This is a genomic window from Sediminibacillus massiliensis, from assembly GCF_900156915.1.
In the GTDB taxonomy this organism is placed as follows: Bacteria; Bacillota; Bacilli; order Bacillales; family Amphibacillaceae; genus Sediminibacillus_A; species Sediminibacillus_A massiliensis.
Map to the genome: position 1 here is coordinate 1,392,343 of NZ_LT732535.1, position 14,782 is coordinate 1,407,124.

The following is a 14,782-nucleotide window of genomic DNA, read 5'->3' on the forward strand; positions in this document are numbered from 1 at the left end:
CTCCAACCACGTTGTAAATCTTAATTTATATCAACTATATATTTTCCAATCCGGTTAGTCAAAACGGAAAGTAAGTATGATTAGAGACCAAATCACATAGATTTGGTCTCCTTCCTGTCCTATATATTGTACATAAGCAAAAACGGACTAACTGTGATATTCGTTCAGTTTCCTTTTATCCACTATATTCATCTTCCATGTTGTAAAAGAAAATTTCAAACTTAGCATTATTTCCATCACCGTCAAAACAAGAATAAACCAGAGGCCGCTATTAACGATGATATTTTGAACGACTTGTTGAAAAACAAATTGGGAATCAAGAATAAAGGAAAAAGTATAAAACATCCCGAAAGTAAATATTCTGCTCCATTGGGAGACATCATAAACCAATATTCCCATTCTAATGCCATGATTCCTGATACGAATAATCAATCTGTAGATTTCTACTAATTCTACCAATATGAAAACAGTGAATGCACAAATCCATATACAAAGGATTATTTGTTCATTTACATTCGTTGAAAACAAACAAGCCAGCCCGGTAATGGACAAAGCCCCATGTAAAATACAATTGGTATTGTTCCAGTCCTCATCGACGGAAAAGGAAGCTCTGCTTCTTATATGGCGTTTTGTTACCAAAAAAGCTGCCATGAAATAAAAACACACTCCAATAGCGATCATGGAAATGTTTATGAATTCAGGAGTCTCTGCATACACAGTATTCATTAACAAAACCAGTGATTGGGTGCTGACAGTCGTTAACAAAATAATACCATTCACCTTTTCCATTAAATCATACTTATAAATATCGCGAATAGAAATCATACATACACAGAGGTAAACCAGCCAGAGGACAAAATTCACATATAATAGCACTTCAACTACAAAAGCCCACCCAAAGAACTGTCTGTGAATTAAAATCCCGCAAATAGATGTACCGGCAATCCATGTCCCCATCCCAAATCGGTTGATAATATCACTAAAGTGAAATTGTCTGAACTTTTTTCGGACAGACGTCATGAAAAAGGAAGTTGCAAAGGACATCCACAGCGCTAAGTTGATGATACTTAAGATTTTTCCATATATCCCAATACCGTTTGGGCCAAAATAGTTAAGCATAACCCCTTGGGTTACAATACCTATCGCCATAACCACAGCCATCGTAGATGTTTTTATCCACATTTTGTTTAGAAGTTGAAAACCAAGCAAAAAAATATAAGCAGAAACTAACAATAATATATATAACACGCTTATCACCGTCAAAAAAGTAGTCAAGTATCATTATAACACCGGAAAGCAAATTTCTGTTCAGCCCGGCTTCTTAGCCCTGTTGATCGTCATCCCCCCCTATAATCGCTAACCCCCCATTTTTGCTCAGCAGCTTTGCCCACCACGCAGATATAATAGGCAAACCTCCTTTCATTTAGATCATATTCTCCATGACTTGTTACAACTAAATATTACTAAAAAGTGCCTATGAAACTTAAAAGTGCCTACTATTCAACCATCTGCCTTTACTTTATTATGATTCCACAAGACATAAGTCGGCCGACCGGTCTTATCAACAAAAGCAATATTAAAGGAGAATAAATGATGGGAATTAAAAAGATCCAACTTAACAACGGGATGAAAATGCCTGAAATTGGATATGGTGTATTTCGTGTTGAGGAAGGGAACGCTTTGGAAGAAGCAGTAGTAACAGCGATTCGTTCCGGATATAGAAGTATCGATACTGCAGCTATTTACGGTAATGAAAAAAGTGTTGGAACCGGTATCCGCCATGCGATTGAAGAGGGGATTGTGACAAGGGAAGATCTATTCGTCACCTCTAAATTGTGGAACGATAATTTATCCTATGAAGAAACAATCAAGGAATACGAACAAACACTTGAAAAAATGGGGCTAGACTACCTTGATCTTTATTTAATCCACTGGCCGGGAAAAAATAAATATCTTGAGCCATGGAAAGCGCTGGAACTTCTCTATAAAGAAGGCCGGGTTAAGTCCATCGGTGTCAGCAATTTTCAAGTGCATCACTTAGAGGATCTTTTAAACAATACAGAAATCACCCCTGTCATCAATCAAATCGAGTTCCATCCCAAGTTGACACAAGAACAAGTAAGAGATTTTTGCAGGGAACACAATATTCAAGTGGAAGCCTGGTCCCCTCTCATGAATGCAGAGCTCTTAAATAATGTGACGGTTTTAGAGATTGCAGCGGACCATAGGAAATCAGCGGCACAAATCATTCTCCGCTGGGACTTGCAGCATGGTGTAATCACCATTCCGAAATCAATGACACCTTCGCGTATCAAAGAGAACATCAACCTGTATGACTTCTCGCTAACTGATGAGGAGATGGCCCGGTTAGACGCTTTAAACAGCAATCTTCGCAGTGGACCGCACCCAGATGAATTCGACTTTTAAAGGGCAAGATGTATACAAGAACAGACCAAATCGCATTTGATTTGGTCTGTTTTGTTTCTAATGCTTTCTTTTGATATGGAACATACGATGACTTTCCGTGCAGAATTCTAGAGACCTCTTTGTTATACTATTAAGCAGATGAACAATTCTATAGGAGGGGTCGAAATGTTGGTCGGACACATGAAGGAAATTGTACGGCATCCTATTAAATCTTTTGATGGAGAATTCGTGCAAGAATCGAAAATAATGGACTATGGCTTATACGGTGACCGCAGCCATGCTTATTTAGATGAAGCAAAAGATGATTTCCTGACGATAACCCAATTCCCGGAAATGGTTCGTTATCAAGCAAGTTTTACAGGAAAAGACTCGTTGGAAAAGTACCCGGAAATACAGGTAACAACGCCTGAAGGGCAGGTTTTCGATTGGGAAGACCAAGCTTTAATCAAAGAATTGCAAAATAAATCGAATCGCAAAATATCTACTGTTAACTATTCTCCTTCCCATGTACCTATTGGACCAATTGCAGTAGAAAACATCCTGCTTGTTACGGACGCTTCCTTAGAGCAAATGCAGAAATTGTGGGGAAAAGAGAAACTTGATTTCCGTCGTTTCCGCCCAAATTTATTTATCGCCCTAAAAGATAAACAACCGTTTATAGAAGAAGACTGGATTGGCAGACGTTTAAAAATAGGAAGTCAAGTAGAGCTCGAGTTAGTAGGGCATTGCAAAAGATGCATGATTATCACGGTAGATCCGGATAATGCAGAAAGAGACCCAAGTCTACATAAAACACTGATAAAAGAAAGAAAAAACAATTTCGGCGTTTATGCCTCTGTAATCAAAACCGGCGACATTCGGGTTGATGATGAAGTTCATCTTCTCGATTGAGCGATTTAGAAGGAAAGCCAGAAAGTGACTGGGCGTTTCTCAGATTCCGCGGATTTATTTTGCAGCTAATCAGCACTGACTTTATTCACAAAAATTAGCAGCCCAATCACCAATTGGACTGCTAATTCATTTAATGAAACTGGACAAACTTGCTTACTTCTCCGCAAGCAAAATATATATACCATCTGAAGCAGGGTGTTTCTCCATTATTTTGAACCCAGCTGCATTCATTTCCTTCTCCATGAAAGATGAATGAATTCTCGGATGTTTATTAGAAGCGTCGGTTTCCTTTTCTAACTCTATACATATGAATTTCCCGTCACTTTTTAACACTCGTTTTGTTTGCTGAAGAACTTGAGATACATCTTTTGCCTCGTGCAAAACCAACGAAGCGATTACAACGTCGATTGTATTGTCGGACAGCGGTATCTCTTCCATATCGCCTTCCATCGTTTTGATATTTTCCATGCCTTCTTGCCGGGCCTTGGAAGCTATGATTTGTAACATTTCAGGTTCTTTATCCAGGGCATAAACAAGACCATCCACCAGTTTTGCTGCTGGAATGGTCATATAACCTGTTCCTGCACCCAAGTCCAAAATGGTGTCTTTTTTATTTATTGGCACCATATCGAGGAGCTGCTCTGGCGGCAGCCCCCCTCTCTTTTCAGGGTTGTCCAGATATTCGACTACCTTAGCTAGATGTTTCTTATCATTAGAATCGTGATTCATCATTTTACTCCTTTTTTAAAATTAGATATTAAAGATATATAATGTCTTTAATTAGTATAAAAATATAATGGCAACTAAAAGTCCTCCTCAACGAATTCGCTCATCATGCCGATAGCAGCTCTGCTCCCCTCGCTGGCAGCAATAATCAATTGAGCTGGTGCTATAAGGGAGTTGTCCCCGCATGCATATACTCCTTCTATATTTGTTCTGCCAAAGTCATCTGTATCGATTCCACCGATTGCGTTGAATCTGCACCCCAACTTTTCCGGCAGGGACGTAGCTTGCACTAAGTCAGCCGTTACAAATCCTCCGTTTCTTAATAATTCTTTGCCATTATTAAAAAGAATCTTCTCTAATTGTCCATTGTTACCTTGTAAAGCAGCTATTCTATCTTCCATGATCGTGATCTGCTTATTATTCAGCACTTCTTTTTCCTCATTCGAGAGAACCTTTTTCCCATTCGTACAGATTACCAGATTCCTGCTCCAATTGGATACTAGTTTTGCCAGGTGAAAAGCACGCTCATTTTCCGTAATTACTGCCAATGCCTGATCCTTCCATTCCCACCCATCACAAAACGGGCAGCTGAACAGGCTTTTTCCATAAAACTCTTCAATACCTTTTATATTCGGAAGAACATCTTTCAAACCTGTTGCCAGGATAATCTTCTTTGAGCGGTAAACATCCCCTCCTTCTGTATGAATAAGGAATGAATCATTTTCTTTCTTCACATCTTCCACTTTTTCATTTTTAATAGCTATGGTTGGGTATTTTGCCAATTCTTGTTTTCCGATTCTTTTGAATTCTGATGGTGTGGTACCATCCCTTGTAATAAACCCATGAGATTCGTGTGTGACCCCATTTCTCGGTTTATCTTCATCAAATAGGATTATATTCTTTCTTGCTCTGCCAAGAACGAGTGATGCATTTAATCCTGCTGGTCCTCCACCTACTATAATACAGTCTAATAACATGTAACGGCTCCTTTCGATCATTATCACATCCATTAGAGATTCTTAATATCTATAATCCAGACAAAAAAATTACTGTGAGTGATTACCGTCTTTTTTCTTTTTGGCTGCTTCAACTTCTTTTGCAATGTCGACAATAAACCTGTTGGCTAGTTCGTCCATCATTTTCCGTTCAGCTTCATTCATGACATTTTCAATCAAACAATCTTCATTATGTGCGCCTTCATGCTCTAATGAACAATGAAATAAAGATGTCTGCCCTTCAATCGCATGAATGACATCCAGGAAAGATATTTGGCGTCGATTGACAATACTGTATCCACCCTTCACACCAGGAGTTGATTCGATCAAACCTGCTTTGACGAGTTTCGTCAATATTTTCGACAGGTATGTGGATGAAAGATGCTGAACTTCTGCTAACTGATCCACACCAACCGATTTTCCCTTCGGTGCCAATGTTAGATAGACCATTGTGTGCAAGGCATAATTTGTCGCTTTGGAATATTTCAATGCTGATCTCCTCATAAATATATTATAGACCTTTAATGTCTGTAATCAACAATAATATAAATCGAAATCAAATGCAAGGTATCACAACCGCATTTTATTCAAAACGATTTTTTTATTACCATGAATTTCTTTTCTTTTGTTCGAAAAAAAACAGCCGTTGCTTACGCACAACAGCTGCCTGCCGGAGCGATCTATTTTCCATCATAAAAGTTATTCATATCTTAAAGCTTCGATAGGATTTAATTTAGAAGCCTTTGCTGCCGGCACGATTCCAAACAAAATACCGATAAACATAGATAGGATTAATAATACTGTTACGGTAACCCATGAAACAGCTGCTGGTAATATCCCTAACACAGAGATGATGGAAGTTATCCCCCACCCAACTAGCACCCCAATCGAACCGCCAATTAAAGTTATAGCGACAGATTCTATCAAGAATTGAGTTAATATTTGTGTTCTCGAAGCCCCAATGGCTTTACGTAAACCAATTTCTTTCGTCCTTTCTGTGACTGAAACCAGCATGATGTTCATAATGCCTATACCGCCCACTAATAAAGATATTCCGGCAATACTACTGACAACTAGGGATAATATACGTGTTATACTACTTATTCCATCAGAAATTCTTTCTAAATTAATTATTTCAAAGGTGCCATTTACATTATGAGTATCATTAAGTAGGGTTGTGGCATGGTTACCGACAATAGAAATTTGATTAACATTATCGACTTGCAAGGACAATTCTGTAAACTCTTCATTGTTAAAAATATTCTTCCAGGTTTTAGCTGGCAGCACAACCTGGTTATTGTCCGATGCAAATAATCCATCAGATTTTTCTATTAAACCGACTATTTCAATTGGTTGACCGTTCACCCGGATGACTTCTCCAATAGGGTTTGTTCCTTGTTCGAATAACTTTTCTTTAATCGAATAATCTATATAACCAATTCTCCGCCCTTGAACAAAATCAATTGCAGAAAAATGACTACCACTATCCAATTGAATATCCTTCGATGCTAGATATGTCTGATTAATTCCCTTAACCGGCAACATGTCCATCCGGCCTTTATAATTGATGGTGGTTGAGTCTGTACTCGAGGTAATAACGTTAATGACGTGTGGTATTTTCTCCAACATATCGATATCAGTTTCATCAAAATGAGACTGAGTCTGAGAGAAATACTCTTCTCCCATTTCATCCTCTGAAGGCTGATAGATGATATCAATGGTGGATGCACTGCCAATCAAATTATCTGTGATTAACTTTTCCCCACCCCTACCAATCGACATAACTACAATAACGGAAGATACACCGATAATAATACCAATCATCGACAAGAAGGAACGAAGCTTGTTCGTTTTCAGGGATGTTATTGCCATTAACAAATTTTCAGTAAGGTTCATCTCTAACTTTTCCTTTTCTATCAGAAATCCGTCCATCATAAATATATATATTTTCATCGGCAAAGGCGGCGATATGCGACTCATGTGTTACCATTAAAATGGTCGTTCCTTCTTTATTTAGTTCCAAAAAAATCCTCATGATGGAATCACTGGTTTTCATATCTAGGGATCCGGTCGGTTCGTCCGCCAGCAAAAACTCTGGATCGTTAATTAAAGCCCGAGCAATCGCCACACGTTGTTTTTGACCGCCGGAAAGTGTATTCGGCAGGTTATTCATTTTGTCTAGTAAACCCACTTTTTCTAGGACCTCTTCCATTTTTTCCTTTCTGCTTCGTCTGTCGAGACCAGCATAAATCAAAGGAAGTTCTACGTTTTTTTTGACACTAATTCTAGGCAGTAGATGAAACTGTTGAAATACAAAGCCTATGTACTTGTTTCTTATTATCGCCAACTCTTTTGTTGTGTATTTCGTGATATTCCGGGTGTTAAAAGAAATTTCACCCTCAGATGGTCTATCCAAACATCCAATGATATTAAGCAAACTGGATTTTCCTGAGCCCGAGGGGCCTGTAATCGAATAGAAGCCGCCTTTTTCTATAGAAAGATTGATATTATCCAGAACAGGCACTTTTTCTTCCTCGATATAATAATGCTTATACATGTCATTTATCTCAATCATTCACAACCACGTCCATACCTTCGAACATTTCGTCTGTTGGATTTTCAATGATTTGATCACTTTGCTTCAAACCTTCTTTGATTTCAATCCGGTTATCTGACGTTATTCCGGTTTCTACGTTTTTTCTCTGTAATTTATCTTCCATGACTATATAAACATAGCTTTGATCTTCATCGAACATTACGGAAGAAATTGGTATAGTATCTGCTTGTATAGCACCCGTATCAATTTCTAAATTCAAATTAAATCCTGGCCGGAGATTTAGCTCCACTGATTCCATATCTACAACAGCACGGTATTCGACAGTTTGTTTTTCGCTATTACCGATATTTTCTCCTTCTGTTGGAAACAAATCCACTTTCGATATGGTTCCTTCCCATTCTTCCCCCTCAAAAGCCTCAGCATTTAATGAAACATTCTGTCCTTCCTTCACCTTTGGAACATCGTACTCAGAAAGGTAAGCGACGGCTTCCAAATGATCAGGATTGAATACACGTAATATAGGTGTTTCACTGCCTATTCGCGAGACGTCCAAATCAGTATATGTCATCACGACACCGTCTATCTTACTCTTTACGTGAAGATCTTCCATCTTACCTTCTATCCTATCTTTCTCTATTAAACTTTGATTCAAATCTATATTTGCTAGTTTCTTCTGATGTATGTATTGGTTCTTTTCCTCACGAAGATCATTTATTATTATGTTTTCTGAATGTTCTTCCTCGCCAGCTTTTTCAATCTTCTTCTCTACTACGTTTATTTGCTCTTGAAGACGGTTTATTTCAAGATACTGGGAATTAATAGCATTTTGGTTTTGTTCTTTCTCATATGCTAGATCGTTGTTTTTGTATGTAACCAAAACATCATCTTTTTTAACTTTCGATCCATCATCGACACTATACTCAAATTTTTCACCTTTATTCGGGTTATAGTGTACCGTTTGAACCTCGCTTAATCGTAGTTTTCCAGGGATTAATAGATTTGTTGTCAGTTCCTCTTGTTGAATCGTCACGACATCTACTGAACGTTCTTCTCCACTGCTCACTTGAAAATAAAGGATGCCTCCAATCCAAACAACAACCCAAAAAACAACGATACCTATTACTAGTTGTTTCTTCAAAAAAGTTCACTCACTTTACAAATAGATAGTATCCAAAATAAAGACTACGGTTAAATAAATGCCAACTGCATTTGTGAAACGAAAATCCCTGCTAACTTCATTACAAAGAAGAAAAAGCAATACGCAATAATAATCTTTTGGGAAAGCATGGTGTGTTTTTTAAGTAACTTATAGAACACATACAGTGATAAGTAAATTAAAGGGTTGAGAAATAGCAAAATTGGCTCGTTTAGCAAGACAACTTGATTGGGTGATTGATTAAAAAAGTTAGCTACAGCTAATGGTAAATTAATAAAATACACGACTAGATTTGAAGCACTAACTATGTATATAAACATCGCCTTACTGGCATTTGCATCAAAAATCACACCAAAAAAGTATGCAACCAACCCCGTGAATAACAAGCTAATGATAATAGCAAATAGATTCATGCCGAATATAAATAAAACAAGTGTAGTTACAGTTTGCGAAGAAATGCTTTCCACTGATTGTTTGGACAGCCAAGACAAATAAGGGAATATACTTATTTGAAAGAGCAGAAACATGAACACAGTGATACAGAAATTTAAGCCTATCCTGCTTTTTAGATTGATATTTTCCAATTTAGACACCTATCTCTTCCTTTTGATTATTTCTTCATCACCTGGACTAACTGTGTCGCTGTGATTCCTATACTGATGAATATAAATACTAATCCGACTAATTTATAAGAAGTAAAAAATGCCAATACAGCACCAATCACAAAACTTCCTGTTGAAATCAAACTCGCTTTTCTATTCATACATTCTCATCCTTTCACTTATGGTGTTATGTATATTTCTACGGTTGCCGCCAAAAAAACGAAGATTACGATTATAACAATTAACGAAACTACTTTTTTAAGATGTACAGTAATTTGGTTACGCATTGATTGCCCTAAGAATATGCTATGTAACAGAAGTTGAAGACTTTTGAAACCTAATACTCCGCTTAAAATCAGTGCAGGTATTTCCCAAATGCCATGTGGAATGATTTTTATTACAATCTCGATTATGGAAACACCCTCTATATATGCTTCCTTTATGGCCAAACCAATATAAAGGCCATTGTAAAGGAGAAATATAATGGATAGTACTCCAAAGGTTACATAACCGAGCATAATGGTTCCTACAGCGAATAAATTATTTGTAATTAAATCGCGAAAGTCATTAGAAACATAAATTTCCGCTCCAGATTCATTGAAGCCGGACCCGGAGTCATTCCAAAGAAACCCTATAATGAGCCCCCCTAACAACAGCAATGCCGCGGCCCAAAATAACTTCCTGTCTTCATGAATAAACCTTTTAACTAACTTCATTATTTTCAATATATATTCGCCTTATTTTCTCTTCCATCTCTGCTATCGTATGATTCGCAACATCAAATTCAGTAGCTAGGGTTCCTTGATTTAAGATTCCGATTCTGTCGCATGTATTATGGGCCAATTCCAAGATATGAGTGGTCATCAAGACTAGACTTCCCTTTTCGACAAAAGATTTCAAATAATCCTTTATCACATTGGAACTAATCATATCTACTCCTGTTAAGGGTTCATCCAGAATTAGTATCTCTGGTTCAGAAATAATGACAGAAGCAATGGATAACTTTTGCTTCATTCCATTAGAATATTTGGCAATCAGTTTATCTTTGGCCTGATATAAATTAAATTTCTTTAATAAAAAAGAAACTTTTTCATCGATTTTATCTTTTTGGATATCTAATATAGCCGAAGCAAAATAGAGATATTCTTCCCCTGTCAGATAATCATACATGGTAGGTGAATCAGGTATAAAACCTATTTCCACTTTATTAGAATTTAAGTCTACTTGGTATCCGTTTATATTTACTTTTCCTTCGGTCGGAGTTAGTAATCCAGCAATAATCTTAACTAGTGTTGTTTTTCCTACCCCATTTGTTCCTACAATTCCATAAAAGGTGCCTTTCTCTATATGAAGGTTTATGTTATTCAGTACAACGTTTTCTCCAAATGTTTTGCCAACGCTTTCTAACTTAATCATTCTCTTTGAACACCTCTTTAAAATCGATCTTCTTCAGAAACAACATAGTGAAAATGTAACTGCATGCAACGGTCAAGAAAAGGAAAATCACTGTTATGCTTAAAGCAGCATAAACCATATCTGTTGAAAGCTGCCGCTCGACGAAAAATAAAGCAGTCGATATCAAAGTGAATAGTACAATAAGAGCTGTGTTCAACACTTCGTTATAAAAAGCCGCTTTCTTGGATTGTCCCAATTCGTAATAATGTTCCCAATTTATTTTGGGAAACAAAGCCGTTGTTGAAATTTGAATAATGCCGCTCACTAAGCCAAATGCCAACGATACACATAACATAAAAATAGTATTTAATACATTTAACTCCGTGATTACTAACAGATAGACAAAAACAAGCAAGGTCATTAGTAAAACAAATAAGCTATATACTTTCAGTTTCTGGGAAACGACTTCCCATAGGGAAATGCTTTTTCTGGTAAATAAATGAAGATTTTTGCTTTCTTGATCAACAGCGAGAAGCATCCTTAGTGAATCGCCCAAAATGTGATAGATATAGATGGAAAATAATATAGTGAAGCCAAGCGTATATAGAAAGGAGTTATTAGACAGAAAGATGTCTACTAACGGGATGCTTATTCCTGTAATGCAAGCAAGAATGATGAACGTCCTTCCTAAATGTTCCCACCACCAGCCATTCAACCTTCGCAAATTCAATAAATCTTTTATAAAAAAAGGCTTTTTGCTTTTCGTGAATGGAGACACCTTGTAGGAGGCGTGATAAGAATCAAATCCATCCATATAAGGTAATAGATCTGTTTTCATTAAAATTTTATACGTGCGGTTGACTACAAAGAAATTCACAATCGCCAATAAAATAATCGCTATGAACCCTACCGCCCCTATTGAAGTAGTGAAGATGTCATCCATCGATCTCATCCTCAATCCTTGAATAAGATTGGTAAGGTGCATTGTTTCGAAACTACTGTTCAGAAAAACATTTAGCAAAATATATGGTATGTAAAAAGATATAACCAGGGTAATTATGTAGCTAACAAAATACAAGGAGTTTTTCAAGAAAAACAATTTCATGTATTTTGACAATAAGAAGGTACTCAAGCTTATGGTGAAAATTAAAAAGTTAAGAACCAGAAAATAAAGAACCGGAATCAGAACCAATGGATATAGTACATATGGCGTTAATGCTCCCATGGCACCTAGATAAATTGGCAATAGAATCAAATAGCAGTAAATGATCGTACTCTTAACACTACTTTCTAAGGCTTTGGTAAAAACCCTTAGTACTCGGAATTCTTTATTCATCAGCAGCATTTTACTCTGATCTAAAATAAAATAAGATTTATTCTGATTATAAAAAGAAAATGACTGACTTATTAATCTAAAAATCGTCAATAAAGCTACGAATACCCAAAAGTCATTTGCTCGAATATGGACTTTTAAATAATTGGCAAGTGCTGTTACACTGATAAATATCACGAGACTTGCTATTAATAAAACTAGGTTATACTTCTTTATCGAAATTTCGAATCCCCAATCATGAAAGTTCTTTCTTATTTGGGAAATTCTCTCGAATCGATAAATATTGAATATATGATTGATATTCTTCTTTGTTTTACTCATCTTTTTCACTCTTTTAATATTTTTATTATGTACTTCAATAGTTTAGGAGGGGGGATAAGTATATTATTTTCTTACCAGGCCGCAGCCATATCTTTTCCCTCTTTTTTGATGAGGTTTTTAGCAGTAAAGATTGCCGCAGATACCGCAATACCCCCACCAGAAGCACCAAAGATAATGGCAATGACACTCCAAACTGTAGAACCTCCAGCAAGTAAATCAATTGTTTTACCAGCTGTCGCCATACTAATACCTAACTTTCCAGCAAGTTCAACACCGAAATTAGAAGCTACAACAGGGCTTCCTCCTACTTGCATCGCAGTAAGCGAAAATGCAAGTCCTATAACACTAATAAAGGATAACAGTAACACTTTTTTCATATTAAAATTCACTGAGTTATTAATCATAAAACTCTCCCCCTGATTCTCCCCCTCCTCAAAAAAGAAGTTATCATAATTGGTTGGATGACTAAACCTATTTTAAGCATATTTTTCCAAAATACTGGTAAAGTCCTAACCCTCTGATAAGACTTCGAGAAGTTAAAAGTACTTACTACTTACATATTTTTCTAATAGAGAACTGTAAGTAAAACTTTTTTACTAGTATAAAAACAAGCAATTTCGCAAAAAATTCGACACTTATAATCTCTCTTTTTGAAACTCAAGAAGGAAATTGGACACTATAGTTTAGGAATATTGGTTTAAATGAAAAATTCACCAATTAAATGAAAATAGGACATAAAAAAGCTGGAACCCTTTGTATAGGGTACCATGCTTTTTTATCTCTATGAATCATCCCCGGGTACTGGCCAAACCTTCCCCGACTTCTTCTTTCTCTACCTTTTTCTTAGGCTTCCAAAGCTTCGCAATCTCTTCTAGCGACTTATTTTTCGTCTCTGGCACGATGGTCATGACAAACGTGAAGCAGATGACATTGATCACTGCGAACATCCAGAAAGTGAACGCGCCACCCATGTTGTTAATCAGGATCGGGGTGAACTGCCCGATTGCCCAGTTAGCCCCCCATAAGAACATGGTAGCAATACCGACTGCTTTTCCGCGCACATGATTTGGAAAAATTTCCGGAATCATGATCCAAGGAATCGGTCCCATCGAAACACAGAAGGAAGCAGTGAATCCGGCCACGAAGATGACAAGCAATGGACCGCTGTTTGCCGGTTCAAAATAGAATACGCTTCCAATAAGGAGCATGAAAATCGCCATCAGACTTGAACCTATTGCCATCAGTTTCTTTCTTCCCAACTTATCGATCAACAACAAGGCAACAATCGTGAAAACGACCTGTACACTGCCAATGATGCTGGTTGCCAGGAATTCTGTATTGTTTTCAAATCCTACACTGCGGAATATATCCGGACCATAATAGGTGACCGCGTTCATTCCGATCACCTGGTTGAACAAGGCGAGGAATATTCCAACCCCCATTGCCATGCGCAAGCCCGGTTTCAACAACTCTTTGACGGAAGTGCTTTGTTCCGTTTCAATTGATGTTCTAATATCCTCGGCTTCTCTTTTAGCAATTTTCTCGCCGTTAATTCGTTTCAGCGTTTCGTACGCTTCCGAATCCCTCCCATTTTTAATCAAGAACCGGGGGCTTTCCGGAATGAAAAACAACAAGATCATAAAGATAATACCTGGAATGGTTCCATAACCGAGCATCCAGCGCCAGCCTTCTTCCAGGCCCCAAGCATGGGTTCCGCTGTTGGCGACGCCATAGTTGATATAAAAGGTCGCACAAATACCGAAAATGGTGAACAATTGATACAGAGAGCCAAGCCTGCCCCGGATGGCCGGTGGTGCACATTCACTAATATAGGTCACAGACAAAGCAGATGCAAAACCGATTCCGAACCCGCCGATGATTCTCGCCCATACGAGCATTGCCACACTCGTAGCAAAAGCCGAGCCAAGCGCTGAGATGATGAACAGTACGGCAGCGATCATCATGATGTTTTTCCGTCCGTACTTATCACTCAAGAAGCCTGAAGTAGCAACCCCGATAACGCCTCCGATCATCACACAGGAAATCACCCAGCCTTCCATTGCCGGACTCAAATCATACAATTCTTGCAAGTAACCAATCGCACCCGAAATGACCGCTGTATCGAACCCATACAAGAGTCCGGCCATACCTGCCGAGACAGCAATCAAAATCACATACCAAGTCGAATGTTTTTCAAACATATGAATCCTCCTCTTTTTTGAAGTGCAACATTCAGAGGCAGCATACATTCCCAACACAATGTGCCTCTTCCTTTTTGATGAAAACCCTTTAATGTAAGCGGTAACTAAAATTTAACATGTTAAATTGGCTATGATAGGGTTTTCATCTTCACTATCTTGCAAACTTCTGGACTATCTT

16 protein-coding genes are annotated in these 14,782 nt (G+C 37.6%); 2 read left to right on the forward strand and 14 right to left on the reverse strand.

Annotation, left to right across the window (positions count from 1 at the left end; all coding sequences use genetic code 11):
- Positions 1 to 147: 147 nt before the first annotated feature.
- Positions 148 to 1,248, reverse strand: a complete 1,101-nt coding sequence (locus tag CZ434_RS07780) for a TDT family transporter (RefSeq protein ID WP_077622606.1) — start codon at positions 1,246 to 1,248, stop codon at positions 148 to 150.
- A gap of 345 nt (positions 1,249 to 1,593) precedes the next feature.
- Here CZ434_RS07780 and CZ434_RS07785 point away from each other — a divergent pair, with 345 nt between their 5' ends.
- Together CZ434_RS07785 and CZ434_RS07790 are read left to right on the forward strand one after the other, a co-directional pair.
- Positions 1,594 to 2,427 (forward strand): aldo/keto reductase, encoded by an 834-nt coding sequence (locus CZ434_RS07785; protein WP_077622607.1) that lies wholly within the window; start codon positions 1,594 to 1,596, stop codon positions 2,425 to 2,427.
- A 165-nt stretch (positions 2,428 to 2,592) separates the two neighbouring features.
- On the forward strand, positions 2,593 to 3,318 hold the full coding sequence (locus CZ434_RS07790) for an MOSC domain-containing protein (RefSeq protein WP_077622608.1): 726 nt from the start codon (positions 2,593 to 2,595) through the stop codon (positions 3,316 to 3,318).
- A 153-nt stretch (positions 3,319 to 3,471) separates the two neighbouring features.
- On the opposite strand, the gene CZ434_RS07795 is transcribed toward CZ434_RS07790, so the two are convergent.
- The 13 genes from CZ434_RS07795 to CZ434_RS07850 all read right to left on the reverse strand — a co-directional run bounded on the left by CZ434_RS07795 (position 3,472) and on the right by CZ434_RS07850 (position 14,652).
- The gene (locus CZ434_RS07795) at positions 3,472 to 4,047 is read right to left on the reverse strand and encodes a class I SAM-dependent methyltransferase (RefSeq protein WP_077622609.1); all 576 of its coding nucleotides are present in this window, start codon (positions 4,045 to 4,047) and stop codon (positions 3,472 to 3,474) included.
- 74 nt (positions 4,048 to 4,121) lie between these two features.
- Positions 4,122 to 5,021, reverse strand: a complete 900-nt coding sequence (locus CZ434_RS07800; RefSeq protein WP_077622610.1) for an NAD(P)/FAD-dependent oxidoreductase — start codon at positions 5,019 to 5,021, stop codon at positions 4,122 to 4,124.
- 69 nt (positions 5,022 to 5,090) lie between these two features.
- Complete coding sequence (locus CZ434_RS07805; RefSeq protein ID WP_077622611.1) at positions 5,091 to 5,528, reverse strand: Rrf2 family transcriptional regulator; 438 nt, start codon at positions 5,526 to 5,528, stop codon at positions 5,091 to 5,093.
- Between the two features lie 210 nt (positions 5,529 to 5,738).
- Positions 5,739 to 6,935, reverse strand: coding sequence for an ABC transporter permease (locus tag CZ434_RS07810; RefSeq protein ID WP_179107205.1), 1,197 nt, complete (start codon positions 6,933 to 6,935; stop codon positions 5,739 to 5,741).
- Positions 6,922 to 7,614: an ABC transporter ATP-binding protein gene (locus tag CZ434_RS07815; protein ID WP_077622613.1), complete on the reverse strand. Its 693-nt coding sequence runs from the start codon at positions 7,612 to 7,614 to the stop codon at positions 6,922 to 6,924. Before CZ434_RS07815 ends, CZ434_RS07810 begins: the two co-directional genes overlap by 14 nt.
- Positions 7,607 to 8,734, reverse strand: coding sequence for an efflux RND transporter periplasmic adaptor subunit (locus CZ434_RS07820; RefSeq protein ID WP_077622614.1), 1,128 nt, complete (start codon positions 8,732 to 8,734; stop codon positions 7,607 to 7,609). Before CZ434_RS07820 ends, CZ434_RS07815 begins: the two co-directional genes overlap by 8 nt.
- A gap of 50 nt (positions 8,735 to 8,784) precedes the next feature.
- The gene (locus CZ434_RS07825; protein ID WP_077622615.1) at positions 8,785 to 9,345 is read right to left on the reverse strand and encodes a hypothetical protein; all 561 of its coding nucleotides are present in this window, start codon (positions 9,343 to 9,345) and stop codon (positions 8,785 to 8,787) included.
- Between the two features lie 17 nt (positions 9,346 to 9,362).
- Positions 9,363 to 9,515 carry a hypothetical protein gene (locus CZ434_RS22035; protein ID WP_179107206.1) on the reverse strand — a complete coding sequence of 51 codons (153 nt, stop codon included), beginning with the start codon at positions 9,513 to 9,515 and terminating at the stop codon, positions 9,363 to 9,365.
- A gap of 18 nt (positions 9,516 to 9,533) precedes the next feature.
- Positions 9,534 to 10,070, reverse strand: coding sequence for a stage II sporulation protein M (locus CZ434_RS07830; RefSeq protein WP_245831062.1), 537 nt, complete (start codon positions 10,068 to 10,070; stop codon positions 9,534 to 9,536).
- Positions 10,057 to 10,770, reverse strand: a complete 714-nt coding sequence (locus CZ434_RS07835) for an ABC transporter ATP-binding protein (RefSeq protein ID WP_077622617.1) — start codon at positions 10,768 to 10,770, stop codon at positions 10,057 to 10,059. Before CZ434_RS07835 ends, CZ434_RS07830 begins: the two co-directional genes overlap by 14 nt.
- Positions 10,763 to 12,403, reverse strand: coding sequence for a hypothetical protein (locus tag CZ434_RS07840; protein WP_077622618.1), 1,641 nt, complete (start codon positions 12,401 to 12,403; stop codon positions 10,763 to 10,765). Before CZ434_RS07840 ends, CZ434_RS07835 begins: the two co-directional genes overlap by 8 nt.
- A 71-nt stretch (positions 12,404 to 12,474) precedes the next feature.
- On the reverse strand, positions 12,475 to 12,807 hold the full coding sequence (locus CZ434_RS07845; RefSeq protein ID WP_077622619.1) for an uberolysin/carnocyclin family circular bacteriocin: 333 nt from the start codon (positions 12,805 to 12,807) through the stop codon (positions 12,475 to 12,477).
- A 384-nt stretch (positions 12,808 to 13,191) separates the two neighbouring features.
- The gene (locus CZ434_RS07850) at positions 13,192 to 14,652 is read right to left on the reverse strand and encodes a sugar porter family MFS transporter (RefSeq protein WP_143262159.1); all 1,461 of its coding nucleotides are present in this window, start codon (positions 14,650 to 14,652) and stop codon (positions 13,192 to 13,194) included.
- Positions 14,653 to 14,782 lie beyond the last annotated feature (130 nt).